This is a genomic window from Streptomyces sp. NPDC001714, assembly GCF_042892755.1.
Taxonomy (GTDB): domain Bacteria; phylum Actinomycetota; class Actinomycetes; order Streptomycetales; family Streptomycetaceae; genus Streptomyces.
Map to the genome: position 1 here is coordinate 101,925 of NZ_JBIAUL010000021.1, position 21,774 is coordinate 123,698.

Here is a 21,774-nt window from a genome sequence, read left to right on the forward strand (position 1 = left end):
TAACGTCGTCGCACCGCCGGCCCTGGTGGGAGTTCAAGGGCGAACGTTAGGTAATCCACTCATGCTGACCATCCTCGGCTTCGCCATGATCGCGACCTTCCTGGTCCTGATCATGCTGAAGAAGATGTCGCCGATCGCGGCGCTCGTGTTGATCCCCGCGCTGTTCTGCGTGGTCGTCGGCAAGGGCGCCCACCTCGGCGACTACGTCATCGACGGCGTCACCAGCCTCGCGCCCACCGCGGCGATGCTCATGTTCGCGATCGTCTACTTCGGTGTGATGATCGACGTCGGCCTCTTCGATCCGGTCGTCAAGGGGATCCTGAGGTTCTGCAAGGCCGACCCGCTGCGGATCGTCGTCGGTACGGCCGTACTCGCCGCGATCGTCTCGCTCGACGGCGACGGCTCCACCACCTTCATGATCACCGTCTCGGCGATGTACCCGCTGTACAAGCGCCTGAAGATGAGCCTGGTCGTGATGACCGGTGTCGCCGCGATGGCCAACGGCGTGATGAACACCCTGCCCTGGGGCGGCCCCACCGCCCGCGCCGCGACCGCGCTCAAGCTGGACGCGAGCGACATCTTCGTGCCGATGATCCCCGCGCTGGCCACGGGCCTGCTGTTCGTCTTCGCCCTCGCCTACGTCCTCGGCCGCCGCGAGCGCAAACGGCTCGGCGTGCTGACGCTGGACGAGGTGCTGGTGGAGGAACCGCGGACGGAGACCGTCCTGGTCGGAACCGCGACCGGAACCGCAACCGGCAAGGGCGCGCGGAGCGCCGGCGGCCCCGGCACCGGCGGCGCGGAACTCCCCGACGAACCTGAGGACGGCGGCTTCCGGGGCCTCGACCCGCACCGCGAGACCCTGCGGCCCAGGCTCTACTGGTTCAACGCGCTGCTCACGGTCGCCCTGCTCACCGCCATGATCATGGAGTGGCTGCCGATCCCGGTGCTGTTCCTGCTCGGCGCGGCCCTGGCCCTGACCGTCAACTACCCCCAGATGCCCGCCCAGAGGGCCCGGATCGCCGCGCACGCCGAGAACGTCCTCAACGTCTCCGGCATGGTCTTCGCCGCCGCCGTCTTCACCGGCGTCCTCCAGGGCACCGGCATGGTCGACCACATGGCCGAGTGGCTCGTCGGCAACATCCCCGACGGCATGGGCCCGCACATGGCCCTCGTCACCGGTGTGCTGAGCATTCCGCTCACGTACTTCATGTCGAACGACGGCTTCTACTTCGGCATCCTCCCGGTGCTCGCCGAGGCCGGCCAGGCCCACGGCGTCCCGGCGGTGGAGATCGCCCGCGCCTCGATCGTCGGCCAGCCGCTGCACATGTCCAGCCCGCTCGTGCCCGCCGTCTACGTCCTGGTCGGCATGGCCAAGGTCGAGTTCGGCGACCACACGCGGTTCGTCGTGAAGTGGGCCGCGCTGACATCGGTGGTGGTGCTCGGGGCAGGAATCCTGTTCGGAACCATGTGACACACCGCTTCGGGACTGTGTGACATACCACTGGGAGGTCTCCTCATGGCGCCCGGCAGGAACCGCGGCTGGCTGCTCCGTCTCGTCATCGCCTTCGGTTTCGCGCAGGGCGCGGTGTCGATGGCCCGCCCCGCCGTCTCCTACCGGGCGCTCGCCCTCGGCGCCGACGAACGGGCCGTCGGCGTCCTCGCGGGTGTCTACGCCCTGCTCCCGCTCTTCGCCGCCGTACCGCTCGGCCGCCGGACCGACCACGGGCGCTGCGCACCCCTGCTGCCCGTCGGCGTCGTACTGATATCCGGCGGCTGCGCGCTCAGCGGACTCGCCGGCTCCCTCTGGGCGATGGCCCTGTGGAGCGGGGTGATGGGCCTCGGGCATCTCTGCTTCGTGATCGGCGCGCAGTCGCTGGTGGCCCGTCAGTCGGCGCCGCACGAGCAGGACCGCAACTTCGGCCACTTCACCATCGGCGCGTCGCTGGGCCAGTTGGTCGGGCCGATCGCCGCGGGTGCGGTCATCGGCGGGCCGGACATGGCGGGCACGAGTGCGCTCGCGCTGGTGGTGGCGGGTGCGGGGGCTGCGGTCGCGTTCACGTCGCTGTGGCGCATCGAGGACCGTACGGTGGTCAAGTCCCGCGCGGCGGAGGGGGACCGGGTGCCGGTGGGCCGCATCCTGCGTGCCAGGGGCGTTCCCGCCGGCATGCTGATCAGCCTCTCGGTGCTGTCCGCGACCGACATCCTGACCGCCTACCTTCCCGTGGTCGGCGAGCACCGGGACATCTCCCCGGCGGTGATCGGCGTGCTGCTCAGTGCGCGGGCGGGGGCGACGATCGCCTGCCGGCTCGTCCTCACACCGCTGCTACGGCTGCTCGGGCGGCCGCTGCTGCTGACGGCGACCTGCTTCCTGGCGGCCCTGCTGTGCGCGGGGATCGCCGTCCCGGTGCCGGTGTGGGCGCTGGGCCTGATGCTCGCCGTACTCGGCTTCTGCCTGGGGGTCGGACAGCCGCTGTCGATGACGACGGTCGTCCAGGCCGCACCCGAGGGCGCCCGCTCCACGGCGCTCGCCCTGCGGCTGACCGGCAACCGGCTGGGCCAGGTGGCCGCGCCGGCCGGGGCGGGACTGCTGGCGGGAGTGGCCGGGGTGGCCGCGCCGTTCGTGATGCTGGGCGCGTTGTTGCTGGTGTCGGCCGGGGTGGCGGTGCGCTCGCCGGGGGCGGTGGGACGGGGTGAGGGTTCCGGTCCGGTGCCGCCGACGCGGCGAAAGGGCCCGGCGTTGCGCCGCACGAGCGATATCTGACGGCGCGTCGGACGTGGATGCCACGGGTTGTGGCGTGCATGAGTGACAGTCCAGACGAGAGGTCGATTTGTATGAAAATCATCTAACTCGGAGGAGCTTGCATGGTCACGCTCACACATCCGCGCACCGCCGGTTCCCGTGCGGGCGCCACCGTCATCCTCACCGCCATCGCCGCGGCGGGTGCGTCGTGGGTGGCGGCGCCGAACGCGGTGGCCCAGGGGGAGAACGGCGACATCAGGCTCCACCGTGTGGGCGTGCCCTTCGGTGTCTCGAAGGACGACCCGCTGGTCTGCAAGTTCTACCTGGACGCCGTCAACTTCGACATCCTCCGCACGATCGACTACACCATCACGCCACAGCCCCCGCTGCCCACCGCGGCCAGCGTCACCGGGACCATCCAACTCGCCGGAGGTGCCGGTCACACCGATCCGCTGGGGCTGGCGGACGGACAGTACCGGCTCACCTGGGTCGTGGACGGTGCCCAGAAGGAGAAGATCTTCCGGGTCAACTGCCATGACGGCAGGCAGGACGGGGCGCAGGGGCCGAACGGTTCGAACGGCCCGAACGACCAGAACGGCCCGAACGGCGGTCCCAATGATCCGAACGGCCCGAGCGGTCCGAACGGCCCGAACGATCAGAACAACCAGAACGGTCCGAACGGGCAGATCCAGGACAATCAGCGCGGCGACACGTCGTGGGGGCAGGGCGGTGACCACAACGGCCCGCAGGGCGGTGTGCACGCGGGCGGCGGTGGCATCGCCGACACGGCGGCCGCGTTCTCGCCCGTGGCCGCGGCCACGGCCGTCACCCTGGTCGCGGCCAGTGGAGTGGTGTACGTCCGGCTGATCCGCCGTCGGCCCCATGGCGCCGCGTAGGCGCAGACGCAGGCCCTGGTACCGGACCCGCACCTACCGCCTCGCCAGAACGACCCTGCTGGCGATCGTCCTGGTGGCAGTGGTCCGGTGGTGGGGGCACGACGGGCCGGCCGCGCCGGACGGGTCGGACGCCCTGGCGGCGGCCGGCCCGGGCGCGGCCGAGTCCGGGCCGCCGCCCCGCCCGTTGTCCCGGTCCCGGCCGACGTCGATGCGCATCCCGTTCCTGGGCGTCGACGCGCCGGTCATCGGAGTCCGGCTCGACCGGGGCCGGCAGCTGGAGACACCGCCGGTCGACGACCCGAAGCTGATCGGCTGGTTCCAGGGGGGCGCCACGCCGGGCGAGTCCGGCCTCGCGATCGCCGTCGGCCACCGTGACACCAGGACCGGGCCCGCCGTCTTCGCCGCGCTCGCCCAGGTGAAGCCGGGCAAACGGATCGAGGCCGGGCGCGCGGACGGCCGTACCGCCGTGTACACCGTGGACCGGGTGAAGGTCTATGACAAGGTCGGCTTCCCCGACAAGGAGGTGTACGGCCCGACCCGGCGTCCCGAACTCCGCGTGATCACCTGCGGTGGCCTCTTCAGCCGGAGGACGGGCTACACCAGCAACGTGGTGGTCTTCGCCCACCTGACCGCGACGAGGTGACCGGCCGGGGCGCCGTAGCTCGACCTGGACGAGTGAACTCCGGCGGGAAGCGGGGATTCGGGAGGGGCAACCCCTCTAGGAAGGGGGCATGCGCTCTCCTTCCCTCCGCAATCGGTCGGCCCTCGCCGTGGCCGGTCTGCTGCTCGCCGGCGCTCCGGCCGCGTACACGGCGCCGGCCGCCGACCATCCCTCCGCCGCACCGACGCGCGGCAGGCCGTACGTCGAGACCCGGCTGCTCTTCGGCACCGCCCGCCCGGACGGCGGGCCCGCCGTCACCGACCGGCAGTTCACGGCCTTCGTCGACAAGGAGGTCACCCCGGACTTCCCCGACGGGCTCACCGTGCAGAGCGGGCGCGGGCAGTGGCGGGACGCGCACGGGACGATCGAGAAGGAGCGGTCGTATGTGCTGGTCCTGCTGTATCCGGAGTCGGCGGCGAAGGGCAGCGACCGGAAGATCGAGGAGATCCGGCGGGCCTACGAGAAGGCCTTCGCGCAGGAGAGCGTGGGCAGGGTGGACGAACATGCCCAGGTCGACTTCTGATGATCCTGAGGTGTGTCCCGGGGCACGTCTGGCGCGCTAAAACTATCGCCGCTAGTTTGTGACTCGGACGCCACAGCCCCGCCAGGAGGACGCAGCATGAAGGCACACGACGGCCTGTACATCGACGGCGCCTGGCGCACCGCCGAGAGCAGGGACGTGATCGAGGTCGTGAACCCGGTCGACGAACAGGCCGTCGGCCGGGTCCCGGCGGGCGGCGCGCTGGACGTCGACACCGCCGTACGCGCCGCCCGTGCCGCCCTCCCGGTCTGGGCCGCCACCCCGCCCGCCGAGCGGGCCGCCCGGCTCGGCGCACTGCGCGATGCGCTCGCGGCCCGGAAGGACGAGATCGCCGAGACGGTCACCGCCGAGCTGGGCGCACCGCTGCAGTTCTCCCAGGCGGTCCACGCGGGCCTGCCGATCGCCGTCGCGGGCTCGTACGCCGAACTGGCGGCCACCCACCCCTTCGAGGAGAAGGTCGGCAACTCCACCGTCTACCAGGAGCCGGTGGGCGTGGTCGGCGCGATCACGCCCTGGAACTACCCGCTGCACCAGATCGTCGCCAAGGTCGCCCCGGCGCTCGCCGCGGGCTGCACGGTCGTGCTGAAGCCCGCCGAGAACACCCCGCTCACCGCCCAGCTGTTCGCGGAGGCGGTGCACGAAGCCGGCTTCCCGGCCGGTGTGTTCAACCTGGTCACCGGCCTCGGTCCGGTCGCCGGGCAGGCCCTCGCCGAGCACCCGGGCGTCGACCTGGTCTCGTTCACCGGCTCCACGGCCGTCGGCAAGCAGATCGGCGCGGTGGCCGGGGCCGCGGTCAAGAAGGTCGCCCTCGAACTGGGCGGCAAGTCCGCGAACGTCATCCTCCCGAGCGCCGACCTCGCCAGGGCCGTCAACGTCGGCGTGGCCAACGTGATGTCCAACTCCGGGCAGACGTGCAGCGCCTGGACCCGGATGCTGGTGCACGCCGACCGGTACGAGGAGGCGGTGGAGCTGGCGGCCGCGGCGGCCGCGAAGTACGGCGAGCGGATCGGGCCGGTCGTCAGCGCCGAGCAGCAGGCGCGGGTGCGGGGTTACATCGAGAAGGGCATCGCGGAGGGCGCCCGGCTGGTCGCCGGCGGTCCCGAATCCCCTCGCGAGCGGGGCTACTTCGTCAGCCCGACCGTCTTCGCCGACGTCACCCCCGAGATGACGATCGCACAGGAGGAGATCTTCGGCCCGGTCCTGTCGATCCTGCGCTACACCGACGAGGACGACGCCCTGCGCATCGCCAACGGCACGGTCTACGGGCTCGCGGGCGCCGTCTGGGCCGGGGACGAGGCGGAGGCGGTGGCCTTCGCCCGGCGCATGGACACCGGTCAGGTCGACATCAACGGCGGACGCTTCAACCCCCTTGCCCCGTTCGGCGGCTACAAACAGTCGGGCGTCGGCCGCGAGCTGGGCGCGCACGGCCTCGCCGAGTACCTCCAGACCAAGTCCCTGCAGTTCTGAGGAGGTCGCTGCGATGACTTTCACGGTCCGAGCCGCCGTACTGCCCGCCGTGGGCGCCCCGCTGTCGGTCACCGGGATCGAACTCCCGGACCCCGGCCCCGGCCAGGTCCGGGTGCGGCTCGCCGCCGCCGGTGTCTGCCACTCCGACCTCTCCCTGTCCGACGGCACCATGCGGGTGCCGGTCCCGGCGGTCCTCGGCCACGAGGGCGCGGGCACGGTGGTGGCCGTCGGCGCGGGCGTCACCCGCCTCGCCCCCGGTGACCCGGTCGTCCTCAACTGGGCGCCCTCCTGCGGCAGCTGCCATGCCTGCGCCCTCGGCGAAGTCTGGCTCTGCGCCAACGCGCTGAACGGCTCCGCCGACGTCTACGCCCGTACCGCGGACGGCACCGACCTGCACCCCGGCCTGAACGTGGCGGCCTTCGCCGAGGAGACCGTGGTCGCCGAGTCCTGCGTCCTCCCGCTGCCCGCCGGCATCCCGCTGACCGACGCGGCCCTCCTCGGCTGCGCGGTCCTCACCGGGTACGGCGCCGTCCACCACTCGGCACGCGTGCGGGAGGGCGAGACGGTGGCGGTGTTCGGCGTCGGCGGGGTGGGCCTGGCCACCGTCCAGGCGGCCCGGATCGCGGGCGCCTCCCGGATCATCGCGGTGGACGTCTCGCAGGAGAAGGAAGGGCTGGCGCGGGCGGCGGGCGCCACGGACTACGTCGTCGCCTCCGACACGACGCCCCGTGCGATCCGCGCCCTCACCGGCAAACAGGGCGTCGACGTCGCCGTGGAGTGCGCGGGCCGCGCGGTCAGCATCCGCGCGGCCTGGGAGTCCACCCGCCGGGGCGGCCGTACGACGGTGGTCGGCATCGGCGCCAAGACCGAACAGGTCACCTTCAACGCCCTGGAGCTCTTCCACTGGGGCCGCACCCTCTCCGGCTGCGTCTACGGCAACTCGGACCCGGCCCGCGACCTGCCGCTGCTCGCCGACCACGTCCGGGCGGGCCGCCTGGACCTGACCGCGCTGGTGACGGAACGCATCGCGCTGGAGGACATCCCGGTCGCCTTCGAGCACATGCTGGCGGGGAAGGGCGGCCGGGCGTTGGTGGTGTTCTGAACAGGCGCGTTCCGGACAGGCGCGTTCCGGACAGGAGTTTCTCTGAGCGGGAGTTTCTCTGAGCGGGGGGTCGTCACGTCGGCCTGCGGGCCTCCTCGGGCCGGGCCTCGTGCGCGGCCACGACCCGGGAGCTCCGCGGCCGCGACCGGGACACCGCGACACCGGCCAGGCACAGCACCCCGCCCGCGAGTGTCAGCGCGCCGGGCACCTCGCCGAGCGCCAGCCACGACATCAGGACGACCAGCGCGGGCACCGCGTAGGTGGTCGCGCCCATCCGGCTGGCGGTCGTACGGGCGAGCGCGTACGCCCACGTGGTGAAGGCCAGCGCGAGCGGGAACACGCCCAGGTAGAGCATGTTGAGGGTCGCGGAGAGCGGGGCGTCGGCGGCCTCGCCGACGAGTTGCCCGGAGAACGGCAGACACAGCACGGCGCCGATCAGACACCCGAACGTCGTCACCTGGAGCGCGCTCGCATGTCCGAGCGCCGGCTTCTGCGTGACGACGCCGCCGGCGTACGCGACGGCCGCGAGCAGGCACAGCACCACGCCGAGCACCGAGGAGCCGCCCTCGCCCGACATCGACAGACCGACGGTCACCGCGCCCGCGAACGACACGGCCATCCCCGCGAGCAGCCGCGGCGGCATCGGATCGCCGAGCAGCCGGGCGCCGAGCAGCGCGATCAGGATCGGGCCGATGTTCACGACGAGCGCGGCGGTGCCGGCGTCCACCTGCTGCTCGCCCCAGTTCAGCACCACGCTGTAGAAGCCGAACCAGAGGAGGCCGGACACCGCGATGCCGCGCCAGGCGGACCTGGGCGGGAGTCCTTCGCGCCGCACGACACAGAGGAGCCCGAGCACGAGCGACCCGGAGAGCAGCCGGCCGAGGGCGAGCGCGCCGGGGGAGTAGGAGTCGCCTGCGCTGCGGATCGACACGAAGGCCGACGCCCAGAGCACGACGGTGACGGCGGCTGCGGCGACGGGGAGGAGACGGGGGTCGGGCTTCTTCATGTGGTCGAGGGTAAGGAGAAGAGGGGGGCCGGGGCTGGCGGATTTCGGACGGGGGGCCGGTGGGTGGTCGGACGGGGGCTGGTGGGTGGTTGGTGAGCCGGGGTGGTGGGTGGAGGGGCTGAGACGGCAGGACGCCAGGCGTCGCGCACGCGCAGCAGGGTGCCGTACTCGGTCGCCATGACCAGGACGGCCAGGACGACGACCGGCGCCTGGCCGAGCTGTACGCCGGTGAGGCTCAGCCTGGTCGGGTCGCCGCAGCCGGCGGACCCGCAGGCCGCCACCGAGACCGCGCCGGCGCTCAGGGCGACGGTCGCCACGACGGTGGCGAGCAGCAGCCACAGCGGGCCGCGGACGGTCCGGAGCTTCGTCCACTCCGCGTGCGGGGCCGGTCTCACGCGTCCCTCCGGTGCAGCACCAGGGCCGCCGCGGCGGGCCCCGCCACCGCGTAGCCGGCCAGGACGGCGAGCCCGGCCCACGGGGCGAGCGAGATCCGGTTCGCCCACAGCACCGACAGCGGAAGCGCCCCACCAGAGGCGCGGGACGTCATCGACGCCCTAGACCGTCCCCTTCACGAGCGTGAACTGTTCACTCAACCCGTCCAGCAACGCCCGCAACCCCGTCTCGAACGCCCGCTCGTCCACCTTCTCCTGCTGTTCCGCGAGCAGATGCGCCTGCCCCAGATGCGGGTAGTCGGCCGGATCGTACGCGCTCGCGTCGTCCACGAAGCCCCCGGCGAACGACCCCAGCGCCGAGCCCATGATGAAGTACCGCATCAGCGCCCCGATCGACGTCGCCTGCGCCGGTGGCCACCCCGCGTCCACCATCGCGCCGTACACCGCGTCGGCGAGCCGGAGTCCGGCCGGGCGGCGGCCGGGGCCCCGGGCGAGCACCGGGACGATGTTCGGGTGGTCGCGGAGCGCCGCGCGGTAGGACACCGCCCAGTCGTGCAGCGCGGTACGCCAGTCCCGGCCGGCGTCGTGCGCGAGGTCTTCGAACATCGACAGGTCGACCTGCGCGCTGACCGAGTCCGCGACCGCCTCCAGGATCTCGTCCTTGGTGCGGAAGTGGTTGTAGAGCGAGGGCCCGCTCACCCCCAGCTCGGCCGCGAGCCGGCGGGTGGAGACGGCCGCGAGACCTTCCGCGTCCACGAGTTCCCGTGCCGCCCGGACGATCCGGTCGGTGCTGAGGAGGGGCTTGCGCGGTCGGGCCATGGCGCACATAGTAGGGCCGGAGGAAGAAACTAGCAGTGCTAATTTAAAGGGTGATCGCATGGTGAACCTGGGGCTCAGCGAGGAGCAGACCGCCGCACGGCAGCTCGCCCGGGACTTCGTCGACCGTGAGATCACCCCGAACGTGATCGCCTGGGACCGTGCCGAGGAAGTCGACCGGGGGATCGTGAAGAAGCTCGGCGAGGTCGGTTTCCTGGGCCTGACGATCGACGAGGAGTACGGCGGCTCGGGCGGCGACCACCTGTCGTACTGCGTGGTCACCGAGGAACTCGGCCGGGGCGACTCCTCCGTGCGCGGGATCGTCTCCGTCTCCCTGGGGCTGGTCGCCAAGACCGTTGCCGCCTGGGGCACCGAGGAGCAGAAGCGGCGCTGGCTGCCGGGGCTCACCTCCGGCTCGTACGTCGGCTGCTTCGGCCTCACCGAACCCGGCACCGGCTCCGACGCGGGCAACCTCACCACCCGCGCCTTTCGCGAGGGCGACGACTACATCGTCAACGGCACCAAGATGTTCATCACCAACGGCACCTGGGCCGACGTCGTCCTGCTCTTCGCCCGCTCCACCGACGCCCCCGGCCACAAGGGCGTCTCCGCCTTCCTGGTGCCGGCCGACACCCCCGGCCTCACCCGCCGTCCCCTGCACGGCAAGCTCGGCCTGCGCGGCCAGGCCACCGCCGAACTCGTCCTGGAGGACGTCCGGGTCCCCGCCTCGGCGATGCTCGGCCCTGAGGGCAAGGGCTTCTCGGTCGCCATGTCGGCGCTCGCCAAGGGGCGGATGTCGGTCGCCGCCGGCTGTGTCGGGATAGCGCAGGCCGCGCTGGACGCGGCCGTGCGGTACGCCGGGGAGCGCGAGCAGTTCGGCACGCCGATCGCCGGGCACCAGCTCGTGCAGGAGCTCATCAGCGACATCGCCGTCGACGTGGACGCGGCCCGCCTGCTGACCTGGCGGGTCGCCGACCTGATCGACCGGGGGCTGCCGTTCGCCACCGAGTCGTCCAAGGCCAAGCTCTTCGCCTCCGAGGCCGCGGTGCGGGCCGCCAACAACGCCCTCCAGGTCTTCGGCGGCTATGGCTACATCGACGAGTACCCGGCGGGCAAACTCCTGCGCGACGCCCGCGTGATGACCCTGTACGAGGGCACCAGCCAGATCCAGAAACTCCTCATCGGGCGGGCGCTGACGGGCGTTTCGGCGTTCTGAGTACCTCCCTGAGTATCCGGACGGATGTGGCGCGGGCCACGGCGGCCGATGCTCTACCCATGAGTGACACACCGGTCAGACACCAGAACACGGCCGCCTTCTACGGGCAGGCCGTCGCCTCCTTCGCCCTCGCCCTCACGGCCACCGCCATCGGCGTCTTCCGGCTGCACGCCGACGCCTGGGTGCGCGGCTTCCTCGGCATCGCCGTGCTCTACCTCGTCACCTCCGCCTTCACTCTCGCGAAGGTCGTCCGCGACCGCCAGGAGGCCGGGCAGATCGTCAGCCGCGTCGACCAGGCCAGGCTGGAGAAGTTGCTCGCCGAGCACGACCCCTTCGAGAAGCTCTGACCCTTCGGCAGGCTCTGAGGCCCCGGCCGCCCGTGAAAAGCTCTGAGCGGGCACACTAAGCGCTCGCTCAGCCGGGGCGGTATGGTGGAGCTCCGGTATCGAGAGGGGCGAGCGAGCGATGAGTACGGCGGAGGAGACGACCGGCGGCGAGGTCGAGCCGTGGGAAGAGGTCACCCCTGACGCGGCCCGGCGCCTGCTGGTCGCCGCCGTGGAGGCCTTCGCCGAGCGTGGCTACCACGCCACCACCACCCGCGACATCGCGGGCCGGGCCGGCATGAGCCCCGCCGCGCTCTACATCCACTACAAGACCAAGGAAGAGCTGCTCCACCGGATCAGCCGCATCGGGCACGACAGGGTCCTGGAGGTCCTCCAGTCGGCCGCGCGGCGCGAGGGCACCGCCACCGAGCGGCTCGCCGACGCCGTCAGCTCCTTCGTCCGCTGGCACGCCGGGCGGCGCACCACCGCCCGGGTCGTGCAGTACGAACTCGACGCCCTCGGCCCCGACGCCCGCGCCGAGATCCTCGGCCTGCGCCGCCAGGTCGACGCCGAGGTGCGCGCGATCATCCGGGAGGGCGTTGAGTCCGGCGAGTTCGACGTCATCGACGTGCACGGCACCACCCTGGCGGTGCTGTCGCTGTGCGTCGACGTCGCCCGCTGGTTCAACGTGGACGGTCCCCGGACCCCCGAGGAGGTCGGCGCGCTCTACGCCGACCTCGTGCTGCGGATGGTCGGGGCCAAGTAGCGCCTCGCCGTCCTCAGAGGTAGTACCGGGACACCGACTCCGCGACGCAGACCGGCTTGTCGCCGCCCTCGCGCTCCACGCTGAAGGCGACCGTCACCTGGACGCCGCCCGTGACGTCCTCGACGCCGGTGATCTGCGCGGTGGCGCGCAGCCGGGAGCCGACCGGGACGGGAGCGGGGAAGCGGACCTTGTTGGTGCCGTAGTTCACACCCATCTTGACGCCCTCGACCGTGATCAGCTGGGGGCCGAAGAGCGGGAGCAGCGACAGGGTCAGGTAGCCGTGCGCGATGGTCGTGCCGAACGGGCCGGCGGCCGCCTTCTCGGGGTCGACGTGGATCCACTGGTGGTCGCCGGTCGCGTCCGCGAACAGGTCGATCCGCTTCTGGTCGACCTCCAGCCAGTCGGTGTAGCCCAGCTGCTCGCCCACGGCCGCCTTCAGCTCGTCGGGGGAGGTGAAGATCCTCGGTTCTGCCATGTCGCCGGCCCTCTCGCACTCACGGATCACGCGTGCATTGTCTAAGCAACTGCTTAGCATGGTCGGGTACGGGCGCTCTGTCAACGGACCGCGGCCGGGGCCCGGTGGGTAGTCTCTACGGGATGCCGCAGATTCCCGAGAAGATCCACGAGCTGACCGTGGGCCAGTTGTCCGCGCGCAGCGGTGCCGCCGTCTCCGCGCTGCACTTCTACGAGTCCAAGGGCCTCATCAGCAGCAGGCGGACGTCGGGCAACCAGCGCCGCTACACCCGCGACACACTGCGCCGGGTGGCCTTCGTCCGGGCGGCACAGCGCGTCGGCATCCCCCTCGCGACGATCCGCGAGGCCCTTTCGGAACTCCCCGAGGAGCGCACCCCGACCAGGGAGGACTGGGCCCGCCTCTCGGAGGCCTGGCGCGCGGAACTGGACGAGCGCATCAGGCAGCTGAACCGGCTCCGCGACCACCTGACCGACTGCATCGGCTGCGGGTGCCTGTCCTTGAGCAGCTGCGTGCTGTCCAACCCGGACGACGCGTTCGGCCAACGCCGTGCGGGGTCCCGTCTGCTGCCGGAGACGGGGCGGCCGTAGTTCGGCTGCGGGCCGGTGGGGGCTGGTCGCGCAGTTCCTCCCCCAGCCTTCGGCCGGGGGTACCCCCAGCGCCCCTGAAAGACAAAGACATAGCTGCGGGCAGGCGTGCCTCCCCCAGTGCCTCAAGGGCCTGGGAGGTGCCCCCATGGCGGCACGGGTGGGCGATGGGGGTGTCCCCTCGCGCGAGCGAAGCCGAGCGTGGGGGAGGCACCCTGCAAGCGCCGGTAAGCGACCCCCGCCCCAGCCCCCACCCCGGGCACCTACTCGAACTCGGTCCCCCCTTTCCGCGTCAGGTACGCCCCGCTCACCGCCTTCGCGATCGCCCGTCCCCCGGTCACCGCGCTGTACCGCTCCACCACCGGACGGATCACCACGCCCTCCCGCAGGTGCAGCCCCCGCCCGGACACGGTCTCCCGCCCGCTCGCGACCTCCAGTACTCGCTCGATGTCGTACGCCCCCTCGAACAGCCGTGGTACCAGCGGCAGTTCGCCCGCCAGGAACTCCGCCGCGTCCAGCCACCGCACCACCCCGCCGAACTCGGCCGACACGTCGAACGCGGCGTACCCGAGCGACTCCCGCCGCCCGTCGGCGCCGTATGTCAGGTCCTGGACCCCTGCCCCGTACACCTCCCCGAAGATCCCGACCCGGCGCGCGCCGAGCCGTTCGGCGAGGCGGCGGGCCACCGCGGCGACGCCGTGGCCGCGCACCGCCCGCCAGTAGAGGTTGCGCGGGTCCTCCTTGAGGGCCAGGGACTTCGCGCCGAAGCCCTTGGAGGACACGTACACCCGGTCCTCGTCGGCGACATAGGTGACCAGGCACGCCGAACCGTGGAGTTTCTCGGTGAGGACCACCGGTTCGCCGGACTCGAAGATGCCGGGATAGCGCTGGATGTTCTCGATGTCGACCCAGGGCAGCAGATCGGGCGCCGACTCGACGTCCCCGTCCATCGTGGGCGGGATCGGCGGCACCCACTTGGTGATGCCGAGGGTCTCCGCGAAGTCGGTACCCTCCGCCGCCGCCCGCGCCAGGTCGGCGCCGGCCAGCGCCTTCGGACGGCACACGATGCCCTGCGACAGCTCACCGCGCAGCCGCACCGCCCTGACCCGGTCCGCGTTGCTGCCCGCCAGCCGCCCGGTCAGCCCCAGTTCCTCGATCAGCCCGGCCGGCAGCACGGCCTGCTCGGGGATGTAGAGGGCGGTCTCGCCGGTCCGGTACACGCCCTTCGCGACGACCGCGCGGTAGAGGCCCACCTGGGCCAGCTCCAGCGCGTCGGCGTTGGGGTGCTCGTGGACGGTCAGCACTTCGGCGGTGACGCGCAGCGTCGACATCGGTGCTCCTCGCTCGGAGGGAACCCGCGGGGCTCCTCAGCTGGGTTTCATCGGACCCAACTCTCCGGACGGGAAACGGGTGGAACCAGTGGATTAGCCGCTGCTATGGCGGTGTCGTGAGCGGTGTCCACCGCGGGCCGCCGGCAGTTGGGGGGTGCGGCATCCCCGGCGCACCCCCATGTGGTCAGGCCGACATGAGAAGCCGCCCGCGCCTGGCATAGGCCAGGGCCTCGGGGGTGAGGACCGGACGCGGCACCAGGATCCCGCAGTCCGCGCAGACCGGACCGGCGGAGGGCTCGTGGTCCAGGTCGTACTTCCAGATGAGGCGCTCCCCTTCGCATACCGGGCAGACCGTGCCCGGCTCGCGCTCCAGGGCGGCGATCAGCCGTCGCAGCACCTCGGCGAGTGGTTCGTCGGGATGGACCCGTGGGTCGTCGCACCAGGCCACTCCGAATCCGCCCCAGGTCAGCCGGTGCCAGTCGTCCACGCTGCCCGGGCGGCGCAGCCCGTCGTGCTTCTCCTTCTTGCGGCGCTCGGCGAACTCGCTCTCATAGCCGAGCCATACCGTCCGCGCCTCCTCCAGCTCCTCCAGCGCGCCCACGAGACGCACCGGATCGGGGGACCGGTCCTCTGGACCGAACCCGGCCCGCGAGCAGAGATGGTCCCAGGTCGCGCGGTGCCCGTAAGGAGCGAACCGCTCCAGGCACTTGCGCAGCGAGTAACGCCGTAGCGCCAGATCGCACCGTGGGTCTCGCACCTGTCTCGCCAGACTCCGGAAACCGGCCATCGCCCTGCACCTCCGTCACACCTGCAGCTGTACTTCGGTCACTTCGGCGTCGCCGCACGGGCTCCGCGCGGCGTTGCCGTATAGACGTATCGACACTCGAATCGGCTCCATCCGATTTCCGATGCCGTCCATAAGGCCTCCCGCCTTGACCGACGGCGGGTGACACCGCCGACGCGGGCGACCACTCCAAAACTTGACGCATGTTCATCTTCAATCCCGGGGATACCGGCGGTAACGTCCGGCACCACCCCCGTCGTGAGGAGCTGCCATGCCACGGCGCACCAGACATCACGCGTTGTTCGACAGACTGAGAACTCCCCGCAAGCTCCCCGGGTTCCTGAAAGCCGCATCCGTATGCGCGCTCATCGCCGGGCTGCTCTCCCCGCTGGCCCAGGCGACCCCCGCAGTGGCGGCCACGGCCTCCAACGACTACTGCGGCGGCCAGTGTTCCGACATCCTGCCGCCCGGCGAGAACGGCAACGCCACCCTCGCCCAGATCCTGCTCAACCAGGTCTTCGGCACCGAGCCCGACCATGCCGAGGACCAGCTGGGCACCTACAACAGCCTGGCCACGGGCTACTCCACCCTCACCGACGCGAAGATCAACACGTTCTTCAACGACTCGTCGTTCGGGGTCGCTTCCGATCAAGTCGCCTCCACCGAGAAACCGGCCGGCCGCAGCGACGTCAGCATCGTCCGCGACAAGAAGACCGGTGTGCCGCACATCACCGGTACCACCAGATACGGCACGGAGTTCGGCGCGGGGTATGCCGCCGCTGAGGACCGGCTGTGGCTCATGGACGTGTTCCGGCACGTCGGCCGCGGCCAGCTCACCACCTTCGCCGGCGGTGCCGCCTCCAACCAGGGCCTCGAGCAGGAGTTCTACCGCAACGCCCCCTACTCCGAGGCCGACCTGCAGGCGCAGATCGACAACGCCGTCGCCAACAACGGCACCCGCGGCCAGCAGGCCCTCGCGGACGCCAACGCCTACCTCGACGGCATCAACTCCTACATCGACGCCTCCGACAGTGGGCGGTACTTCCCCGGTGAGTACGTGCTGACCGGGCACAAGGACTCGATCACCAACGCCGGCACGATCGACCACTTCAAGATCACCGACCTGGTGGCGCTGGCCTCCGTGATCGGCGCGCTGTTCGGCTCCGGTGGCGGCGGCGAGGTCAACAACGCCATATCGCTGCTGGCCGCGCAGGAGAAGTACGGCGTGACGGAGGGCACCAAGGTCTGGGAGTCGTTCCGCGAGCGCAACGACCCCGAGGCCGTGCTCACCGTCCACAACGGCGAGAGCTTCCCGTACGGCACCAAACCGGACAATCCGCAGGGCGAGGCGCTGCCCGACTCCGGCTCGGTGACCACCGAACCGCTGGTCTACAACGCCACCGGCACCGGCGCCGACCAGAGCGCCACCGCGGCCGCCGAGACGGCGACCAAGACCGCGCTCAGCTCGGCCAGACGCGGCATGTCCAACGCCCTCGTCGTGAGCGGCAAGTACACCGCGAGCGGTCATCCCATCGCCGTGTTCGGACCGCAGACCGGCTACTTCGCCCCGCAGCTGCTCATGCTCCAGGAGATCCAGGGTCCGGGCATCAGCGCCCGCGGCGCCTCCTTCGCCGGCCTGAGCATGTACGTCGAACTGGGCCGCGGCCAGGACTACGCGTGGTCCGCGACCACCTCCGGCCAGGACATCATCGACTCCTACGCGGTCGAACTCTGCCAGGACGACTACCACTACATCTTCCACGGCACCTGCACGGCCATGGACGAGGTCGAGCAGACCAACTCCTGGAAGCCGACCACGGCCGACGGCACGGCCGCCGGGTCGTACACCATGAAGGTCTGGAAGACCAAGTACGGTCCGGTCGAATACCGGGCCACCGTCGGTGGGAAGAAGGTCGCCTACACCACCCTGAGATCCTCCTACATGCACGAGGCCGACTCGATCATCGGCTTCCAGATGCTCAACGATCCCGACTACGTGAAGAGCCCGCAGACCTTCCAGAGCGCGGTGCAGCACATCAACTACACCTTCAACTGGTTCTACGCCGACTCCACGCACACCGCGTACTACAACAGCGGCAACAACCCGGTGCGGGCGAGCGGCGTCGACGCCGAGTTCCCGGTCTGGGGCCAGGCCGCCTACGAGTGGCAGAACTGGAACCCGGCCACCAACACGGCCGACTACACCCCGGCCGCCCAGCACCCCCAGTCGATCGACCAGGACTACTACGTCTCCTGGAACAACAAACAGGCCCTGAACTACACGACCGCGAGCTGGGGTGACGGCTCGGTCCACCGCGGCAACCTGCTGAACGACCGGGTCAAGAAACTCGTCGCGGCCGGGGGTGTCACCCGATCTTCGCTTGTCAAGGCCATGGCAGACGCGTCGCTCACCGACCTGCGTGCCGAGGACGTCCTGCCGGACCTGCTGAAGGTGATCAACAGCAGCACGGTGACCGACTCCACGGCCGCCGCGGCCGTCACCAAGCTCCAGACCTGGCTGACCGCGGGCGGCAAGAGAACGGAGACCTCGGCGGGTTCGAAGACGTACGCCAACGCCGACGCCATCCGGATCCTGGACGCCTGGTGGCCGCTGCTGGTGAAGGCCGAGTTCCAGCCCGGCCTCGGTGGCGACCTGTACACCGCGTTCACCAACAACCTGTACGTCGACGAGACCCCGTCGGCCGCCCACGGACCGACCGGTGCGCATGCCGGAAGCTCCTTCCAGTACGGCTGGTGGAGTTATGTCGACAAGGACATCCGGTCGGTGCTCGGGCAGACCGTGTCGGGACCGCTCGCCGAGCAGTACTGCGGCGGCGGCAGCCTCAGCGCCTGCCGGGACATCCTGATCAGCACCCTGAAGACGGCGGCCGGCACCAGCGCGTCCACCGTCTACCCCGGGGACTCGCTGTGCTCGGCGGGCGACCAGTGGTGCGCCGACTCGATCGTGCAGCGCACCCTGGGCGGCATCAAGCACTACAACATCAGCTGGCAGAACCGGCCGACCTTCCAGCAGGTCGTGGAGTTCACGTCACACCGGTGAGCTGATGCCCCACGGCGGCGGGGTCACACGATGTGCCCCGCCGTCAGCACCACCCGCGCCAGTTCGGGGTGCACGATGTCACTGTGCGCCCCGGACGGCGGACCGCCCCTCTTCACGACCGCCGCCGCGTCGACGTTGACACAGCCCGGCGCGGCGAGCGGCCCGCGCAGCGCCGCCGCCAGGTCCAGCGACCGGGTTCCCGGCACCTCCTGGACGCCGTCGTGGCCCATCGCACCCCACTTGGCGCCCAGCATCCGCGCCACGTCCTCGCCCAGCGCCGACTCGCAGTCGTCCGCCATCCGCGAGGCCAGCGGGTACAGCGTGCCGAGCGACTCGTCGAAGTGGGAGTAGCAGCACACCAGCGGGCCGTCGATCCGGTTCTGCTGCCCCTGGAGCACCCCGCCGGCGCGCGGATCGTGGGGCAGCCGGGCGGCGAACGCGTAGTGCGAGAAAGCCCCTTGCAGCAGGGTCACGGACTTCACCGTACGCACCCCGTCCGGCAGTCCGCGCAGCGCGAACGACACCAGCCGGCCGCCGAAGCTGTGCCCCACCAGATGCACCCGCACGTCCGGCGCCACCCCGGCCAGCTGCCCGATCACCCGCCCGAGCCCACGCTCCCCGACGGTCCCGGCGCGCCGCTTCATCGCGTAGTACGTCGCCTGCCGCAACAGTTCCTTCGCGCCGTCCCAGGGGTTCGGCATCGTGAACCCGGCCGCGCCGCCGTGCCCCTGAAGGGTGGCCAGCGTCGCCGCGAACTCCTCGCACAGGGCCGTCGGGTCCCCGCTGAACAGCACGGGCTCGCTCTGCGGGACGCCCTCCGCGAGCGTGTCCGCCGCGAACAGCGGCTGCGGTCCGCCGGGCAGCACCTCGACCAGCAGCCGGACCAACCGTCCGAACTCCTCCAGCTCGTTCGCCGGCCGCTGGTCCAGCATCCGCGCGATCTGGTCGACCACGGTGGCCCGCCCCGGGAACGCCTCGAGGAGCGCGTGCCGGGTGTCCTTGTCGAGGACGGGGGCCTGTGTCTCCTCCGCCTCCGTGGCCACCACCGACTTCGGGAAGTCGGGGATCGGCTCGTCGCAGAACCGCATCGACGGCCAGATCACCCCCGCGTACCCGATCCGCGCCTTGGGCGCGAGCTTCGGGATCGGCGCGAAGAACCGCCGGTACAGGCGGGTCGCGCCCGAGCGGTCGTTGTTCCAGCCGTGCGCGAAGACGATCAGGTCATGGAGGCCATGGCCGCCGATCTCGCCCAGCAGCCGGTCGCGTTCGGCGCCGTCCGGGTCCCCGTCGGCGTCGAAGGTCAGCTCCCAGTAGGGAGTCACACTCATCCCAGGATCCGCCATACCAGGCTCCTCGTCCCCCGAACCGGTGCGATGTGCGCGCATCGTCCCGCTGCGGGGCAAGGTTGGCCATACAACGCGCCTCACCTGTAGAGGAGAAATTCCGTTCGGATCCGGCGGAATGCGGCGAGTTCGTCCTGCCACGCGCCGACGATCTCGTCCGGGCCCGCGCCGGCGTCGGTCATCGTGCGCACGCGCGTGGACCCGGTGAGCTTGTCGATCCAGTCGTCCGGGCGCCAGGCGAAGCCGCTCCACACCTTCTTCGCGGTGACCAGGAGGGCGATTCCGGTGCGTACGGGGTCGTAGGCGGCCCGGTCGTGCACGTGGATCTGCACCCCGCCGACGGTCCTGCCCTGGAACTTGGAGAAGGTGGGCGCGAAGTACGCCTCCCGGAACCGCACGCCCGGCAGCGCCAGCTCGTTGGCGGCGGCCGCCCAGCGCGCGTCGATGCCCTCCGCGCCCAGCAGTTCGAAGGGGCGGGTCGTACCGCGTCCCTCCGACAGGTTCGTGCCCTCGAAGAGACAGGTCCCCGAGTAGACCAGGGCGGTGTCCGGGGTGGGCATGTTGGGGCTCGGCGGCACCCAGGGGAGGCCGTAGGCGTCGTAGAAGCGGGAGCGTTGCCAACCGGTCATCTTTACGACGTCCAAGGCGACCGGCGTGCTCAGGAACCGCTCGTTGAACAGCCGCGCGAGCTCGGCGACCGTCATCCCGTGCGCCTGCGCGATCGGCTGCCGGCCGACGAAACTGGCGAACTCCCGGTGCAGGACCGGGCCCTGGGCCGTGCGGCCGGTCACCGGGTTCGGGCGGTCGAGGACGACGAAGCGCTTGCCCGCCAGCTGTGCGGCCTCCATGCAGTCGTACAGCGTCCAGATGTACGTGTAGAAACGGGCGCCGACGTCCTGGATGTCGAAGACGACGGTGTCCACGCCGGACGCGGTGAAGACGTCGGCGAGGGGCTGTCCGCTCTTGAGGTACGTGTCGTACACGGGGAGGCCGGTCGCCGGGTCGTCGTAGCGGCCCTCGGAGCCGCCGGCCTGGGCGGTGCCGCGGAATCCGTGTTCCGGGCCGAAGACCGCCGTCAGCCTGACCCGGGGGTCGGCGTGCATGACGTCGACGATGTGGCGGGCGTCGGGGGTGATGCCGGTGGGGTTGGTGACGATGCCGGTCTTTTGGGCGGCGAGGAGGGAGTAGCCGTCGGCGGAGAGGTGGTCGAAGCCGCTCTTGAGGGTGCCGTGGGCGTCGGCCGTGGTGGCCGGCACTGCCGTGAGCGAGGCGGTTGCCGTGGCAGCCGTGAGCAGAGCTCTTCTGGACAGGCGCATGGGGTGACCTCCACGTCGAGTGCTCCCGCAGGAAGTTTGGCAGGCCGCGGGCGGCATGTGGCTGGTCGCGCAGTGCTCCGCGCCCCTTTCGGGGCGCGTTGCGGGGGGCCCTTTCCTGGAACATACCGACCGGTTAGTGTGTCGGTGCTGAGCCGAGTCTGGTCGCGTCGTGTCGAAGGAGACCGATGGTGGGAGCCGTGCAAGATGCCCGAGTCGTCGTCACCGGGGCGGGAGGGGGCATCGGGGCCGCCCTTGCCCGTCGGTTCGCCGCCGAGGGCGCGCGCGTCGTCGTGAACGACCTGGACGGGGAGAAGGCGGCCGCCGTCGCCGGGGAGATCGGCGGGATCGCCCTTCCGGGGGACGCGTCCGGCATCGTCGGCGCCGCCCGGGACGCGCTCGGCGGGAGCGTCGACGTCTACTGCGCCAACGCCGGGCTCGGGTCGGCCGGGTCCGAGGCGGCCGACGCGGTCGTGTGGGAGTCCGCCTGGGACGTCAACGTCATGGCTCACGTACGCGCCGCGCAGGAGCTGCTGCCGGAGTGGCTGGAGCGGGGGAGCGGGCGGTTCGTGTCCACCGTGTCCGCGGCCGGCCTGCTCACCATGATCGGCGCCGCGCCCTACAGCGTGACCAAGCACGCCGCCTACGCCTTCGCGGAGTGGCTGTCGCTGACCTACCGGCACCGTGGCCTGAAGGTGCACGCCATCTGCCCACAGGGCGTCCGTACCGACATGCTCGCCGCCACCGGCAGCGCGGGCGACATCGTGCTCCAGCCGACCGCCATCGAACCGGAGACCGTCGCGGACGCGCTGTTCAAGGGGATGGCGGAGGACCGGTTCCTGATTCTGCCGCATCCCGAGGTCGCCGACTTCTACCGGGCCCGGGCCACCGACCCGGACCGCTGGCTGACGAGCATGAACCACATCCAGCAGAAGTGGGAGGCATCCCGGTGAGCGA

The 21,774-nt window shown here is 71.3% G+C and carries 22 protein-coding genes; 13 read left to right on the forward strand and 9 right to left on the reverse strand.

The features are described 5' to 3' along the window. The first annotated feature begins 61 nt into the window (after window positions 1-61). From ACFY0P_RS41085 to ACFY0P_RS41115, 7 genes are all read left to right on the forward strand, one after another. The gene (locus ACFY0P_RS41085) at window positions 62-1,471 is read left to right on the forward strand and encodes a CitMHS family transporter (RefSeq protein WP_388925663.1); all 1,410 of its coding nucleotides are present in this window, start codon (window positions 62-64) and stop codon (window positions 1,469-1,471) included. 45 nt (window positions 1,472-1,516) lie between these two features. Further along, window positions 1,517-2,761 carry an MFS transporter gene (locus ACFY0P_RS41090; protein ID WP_388925666.1) on the forward strand — a complete coding sequence of 415 codons (1,245 nt, stop codon included), beginning with the start codon at window positions 1,517-1,519 and terminating at the stop codon, window positions 2,759-2,761. 101 nt (window positions 2,762-2,862) lie between these two features. Further along, on the forward strand, window positions 2,863-3,636 hold the full coding sequence (locus tag ACFY0P_RS41095; protein ID WP_388925669.1) for a hypothetical protein: 774 nt from the start codon (window positions 2,863-2,865) through the stop codon (window positions 3,634-3,636). Beyond that, window positions 3,623-4,279 carry a class F sortase gene (locus ACFY0P_RS41100; protein WP_388925672.1) on the forward strand — a complete coding sequence of 219 codons (657 nt, stop codon included), beginning with the start codon at window positions 3,623-3,625 and terminating at the stop codon, window positions 4,277-4,279. Before ACFY0P_RS41095 ends, ACFY0P_RS41100 begins: the two co-directional genes overlap by 14 nt. Before the next feature lie 88 nt (window positions 4,280-4,367). Further along, window positions 4,368-4,820, forward strand: coding sequence for a DUF3574 domain-containing protein (locus ACFY0P_RS41105; protein ID WP_388925675.1), 453 nt, complete (start codon window positions 4,368-4,370; stop codon window positions 4,818-4,820). 96 nt (window positions 4,821-4,916) lie between these two features. After that, on the forward strand, window positions 4,917-6,305 hold the full coding sequence (locus ACFY0P_RS41110) for an aldehyde dehydrogenase family protein (protein WP_388925678.1): 1,389 nt from the start codon (window positions 4,917-4,919) through the stop codon (window positions 6,303-6,305). A gap of 13 nt (window positions 6,306-6,318) precedes the next feature. Further along, on the forward strand, window positions 6,319-7,407 hold the full coding sequence (locus ACFY0P_RS41115) for a Zn-dependent alcohol dehydrogenase (RefSeq protein WP_388925681.1): 1,089 nt from the start codon (window positions 6,319-6,321) through the stop codon (window positions 7,405-7,407). Window positions 7,408-7,480: 73 nt separating this feature from the next. Here ACFY0P_RS41115 and ACFY0P_RS41120 read toward each other — a convergent pair whose 3' ends face one another. Genes ACFY0P_RS41120 through ACFY0P_RS41135 form a run of 4 tightly spaced genes read right to left on the reverse strand, consistent with a single transcriptional unit; the run spans window position 7,481 to window position 9,624 of the window. After that, window positions 7,481-8,413 (reverse strand): DMT family transporter, encoded by a 933-nt coding sequence (locus tag ACFY0P_RS41120; RefSeq protein WP_388925684.1) that lies wholly within the window; start codon window positions 8,411-8,413, stop codon window positions 7,481-7,483. Further along, window positions 8,410-8,808 (reverse strand): hypothetical protein, encoded by a 399-nt coding sequence (locus ACFY0P_RS41125; RefSeq protein WP_388925687.1) that lies wholly within the window; start codon window positions 8,806-8,808, stop codon window positions 8,410-8,412. Before ACFY0P_RS41125 ends, ACFY0P_RS41120 begins: the two co-directional genes overlap by 4 nt. Next, window positions 8,805-8,960: a hypothetical protein gene (locus ACFY0P_RS41130; protein ID WP_388925690.1), complete on the reverse strand. Its 156-nt coding sequence runs from the start codon at window positions 8,958-8,960 to the stop codon at window positions 8,805-8,807. Before ACFY0P_RS41130 ends, ACFY0P_RS41125 begins: the two co-directional genes overlap by 4 nt. Window positions 8,961-8,967: 7 nt before the next feature. Continuing rightward, window positions 8,968-9,624 carry a TetR/AcrR family transcriptional regulator gene (locus ACFY0P_RS41135; protein ID WP_388925693.1) on the reverse strand — a complete coding sequence of 219 codons (657 nt, stop codon included), beginning with the start codon at window positions 9,622-9,624 and terminating at the stop codon, window positions 8,968-8,970. A 61-nt stretch (window positions 9,625-9,685) separates the two neighbouring features. Here ACFY0P_RS41135 and ACFY0P_RS41140 point away from each other — a divergent pair, with 61 nt between their 5' ends. The 3 genes from ACFY0P_RS41140 to ACFY0P_RS41150 all read left to right on the forward strand — a co-directional run bounded on the left by ACFY0P_RS41140 (window position 9,686) and on the right by ACFY0P_RS41150 (window position 11,926). After that, window positions 9,686-10,837 (forward strand): acyl-CoA dehydrogenase family protein, encoded by a 1,152-nt coding sequence (locus ACFY0P_RS41140; protein ID WP_388925892.1) that lies wholly within the window; start codon window positions 9,686-9,688, stop codon window positions 10,835-10,837. 59 nt (window positions 10,838-10,896) lie between these two features. After that, the gene (locus ACFY0P_RS41145) at window positions 10,897-11,184 is read left to right on the forward strand and encodes a YiaA/YiaB family inner membrane protein (RefSeq protein ID WP_388925696.1); all 288 of its coding nucleotides are present in this window, start codon (window positions 10,897-10,899) and stop codon (window positions 11,182-11,184) included. Between the two features lie 118 nt (window positions 11,185-11,302). Beyond that, window positions 11,303-11,926 carry a TetR/AcrR family transcriptional regulator gene (locus ACFY0P_RS41150; RefSeq protein ID WP_388925699.1) on the forward strand — a complete coding sequence of 208 codons (624 nt, stop codon included), beginning with the start codon at window positions 11,303-11,305 and terminating at the stop codon, window positions 11,924-11,926. 13 nt (window positions 11,927-11,939) lie between these two features. On the opposite strand, the gene ACFY0P_RS41155 is transcribed toward ACFY0P_RS41150, so the two are convergent. Then, window positions 11,940-12,401 (reverse strand): MaoC family dehydratase, encoded by a 462-nt coding sequence (locus tag ACFY0P_RS41155; RefSeq protein WP_388925701.1) that lies wholly within the window; start codon window positions 12,399-12,401, stop codon window positions 11,940-11,942. Window positions 12,402-12,523: 122 nt separating this feature from the next. Here ACFY0P_RS41155 and soxR point away from each other — a divergent pair, with 122 nt between their 5' ends. Continuing rightward, a complete protein-coding gene (soxR, locus tag ACFY0P_RS41160) occupies window positions 12,524-12,988 on the forward strand; it encodes a redox-sensitive transcriptional activator SoxR (RefSeq protein ID WP_388925704.1) in 465 nt (154 codons plus the stop codon). 260 nt (window positions 12,989-13,248) lie between these two features. Here soxR and ACFY0P_RS41165 read toward each other — a convergent pair whose 3' ends face one another. Together ACFY0P_RS41165 and ACFY0P_RS41170 are read right to left on the reverse strand one after the other, a co-directional pair. Further along, window positions 13,249-14,316, reverse strand: a complete 1,068-nt coding sequence (locus ACFY0P_RS41165) for an RNA ligase (ATP) (protein ID WP_388925707.1) — start codon at window positions 14,314-14,316, stop codon at window positions 13,249-13,251. Window positions 14,317-14,500: 184 nt separating this feature from the next. Continuing rightward, on the reverse strand, window positions 14,501-15,103 hold the full coding sequence (locus tag ACFY0P_RS41170) for a hypothetical protein (protein ID WP_351488492.1): 603 nt from the start codon (window positions 15,101-15,103) through the stop codon (window positions 14,501-14,503). A gap of 268 nt (window positions 15,104-15,371) precedes the next feature. Here ACFY0P_RS41170 and ACFY0P_RS41175 point away from each other — a divergent pair, with 268 nt between their 5' ends. Then, the gene (locus tag ACFY0P_RS41175; RefSeq protein WP_388925711.1) at window positions 15,372-18,161 is read left to right on the forward strand and encodes a penicillin acylase family protein; all 2,790 of its coding nucleotides are present in this window, start codon (window positions 15,372-15,374) and stop codon (window positions 18,159-18,161) included. Window positions 18,162-18,184: 23 nt separating this feature from the next. Here the strand turns inward: ACFY0P_RS41175 and ACFY0P_RS41180 are convergent, their stop codons facing one another. Then, window positions 18,185-19,504, reverse strand: coding sequence for a serine-threonine protein kinase (locus tag ACFY0P_RS41180; protein ID WP_388925714.1), 1,320 nt, complete (start codon window positions 19,502-19,504; stop codon window positions 18,185-18,187). Between the two features lie 80 nt (window positions 19,505-19,584). Then, entirely contained in the window at window positions 19,585-20,820 is a 1,236-nt protein-coding gene (locus ACFY0P_RS41185; RefSeq protein WP_388925717.1) for an exo-beta-N-acetylmuramidase NamZ domain-containing protein, read from the reverse strand. Window positions 20,821-21,005: 185 nt separating this feature from the next. Here ACFY0P_RS41185 and ACFY0P_RS41190 point away from each other — a divergent pair, with 185 nt between their 5' ends. Then, a complete protein-coding gene (locus ACFY0P_RS41190) occupies window positions 21,006-21,770 on the forward strand; it encodes an SDR family oxidoreductase (protein ID WP_388925720.1) in 765 nt (254 codons plus the stop codon). The last annotated feature ends 4 nt before the right edge of the window (window positions 21,771-21,774 follow it).

Bases quoted from the DNA above. Each gene is read 5' to 3' on its own strand.
- ACFY0P_RS41085 (WP_388925663.1), top strand. From the start codon at position 62: ATGCTGACCATCCTCGGCTTCGCCATGATCGCGACCTTCCTGGTCCTG.
- ACFY0P_RS41090 (WP_388925666.1), top strand. From the start codon at position 1,517: ATGGCGCCCGGCAGGAACCGCGGCTGGCTGCTCCGTCTCGTCATCGCC.
- ACFY0P_RS41095 (WP_388925669.1), top strand. From the start codon at position 2,863: ATGGTCACGCTCACACATCCGCGCACCGCCGGTTCCCGTGCGGGCGCC.
- ACFY0P_RS41100 (WP_388925672.1), top strand. From the start codon at position 3,623: ATGGCGCCGCGTAGGCGCAGACGCAGGCCCTGGTACCGGACCCGCACC.
- ACFY0P_RS41105 (WP_388925675.1), top strand. From the start codon at position 4,368: ATGCGCTCTCCTTCCCTCCGCAATCGGTCGGCCCTCGCCGTGGCCGGT.
- ACFY0P_RS41110 (WP_388925678.1), top strand. From the start codon at position 4,917: ATGAAGGCACACGACGGCCTGTACATCGACGGCGCCTGGCGCACCGCC.
- ACFY0P_RS41115 (WP_388925681.1), top strand. From the start codon at position 6,319: ATGACTTTCACGGTCCGAGCCGCCGTACTGCCCGCCGTGGGCGCCCCG.
- ACFY0P_RS41120 (WP_388925684.1), bottom strand. From the start codon at position 8,413: ATGAAGAAGCCCGACCCCCGTCTCCTCCCCGTCGCCGCAGCCGCCGTC.
- ACFY0P_RS41130 (WP_388925690.1), bottom strand. From the start codon at position 8,960: ATGACGTCCCGCGCCTCTGGTGGGGCGCTTCCGCTGTCGGTGCTGTGG.
- ACFY0P_RS41135 (WP_388925693.1), bottom strand. From the start codon at position 9,624: ATGGCCCGACCGCGCAAGCCCCTCCTCAGCACCGACCGGATCGTCCGG.
- ACFY0P_RS41145 (WP_388925696.1), top strand. From the start codon at position 10,897: ATGAGTGACACACCGGTCAGACACCAGAACACGGCCGCCTTCTACGGG.
- ACFY0P_RS41150 (WP_388925699.1), top strand. From the start codon at position 11,303: ATGAGTACGGCGGAGGAGACGACCGGCGGCGAGGTCGAGCCGTGGGAA.
- ACFY0P_RS41155 (WP_388925701.1), bottom strand. From the start codon at position 12,401: ATGGCAGAACCGAGGATCTTCACCTCCCCCGACGAGCTGAAGGCGGCC.
- soxR (WP_388925704.1), top strand. From the start codon at position 12,524: ATGCCGCAGATTCCCGAGAAGATCCACGAGCTGACCGTGGGCCAGTTG.
- ACFY0P_RS41165 (WP_388925707.1), bottom strand. From the start codon at position 14,316: ATGTCGACGCTGCGCGTCACCGCCGAAGTGCTGACCGTCCACGAGCAC.
- ACFY0P_RS41170 (WP_351488492.1), bottom strand. From the start codon at position 15,103: ATGGCCGGTTTCCGGAGTCTGGCGAGACAGGTGCGAGACCCACGGTGC.
- ACFY0P_RS41175 (WP_388925711.1), top strand. From the start codon at position 15,372: ATGCCACGGCGCACCAGACATCACGCGTTGTTCGACAGACTGAGAACT.
- ACFY0P_RS41180 (WP_388925714.1), bottom strand. From the start codon at position 19,504: ATGGCGGATCCTGGGATGAGTGTGACTCCCTACTGGGAGCTGACCTTC.
- ACFY0P_RS41185 (WP_388925717.1), bottom strand. From the start codon at position 20,820: ATGCGCCTGTCCAGAAGAGCTCTGCTCACGGCTGCCACGGCAACCGCC.
- ACFY0P_RS41190 (WP_388925720.1), top strand. From the start codon at position 21,006: ATGGTGGGAGCCGTGCAAGATGCCCGAGTCGTCGTCACCGGGGCGGGA.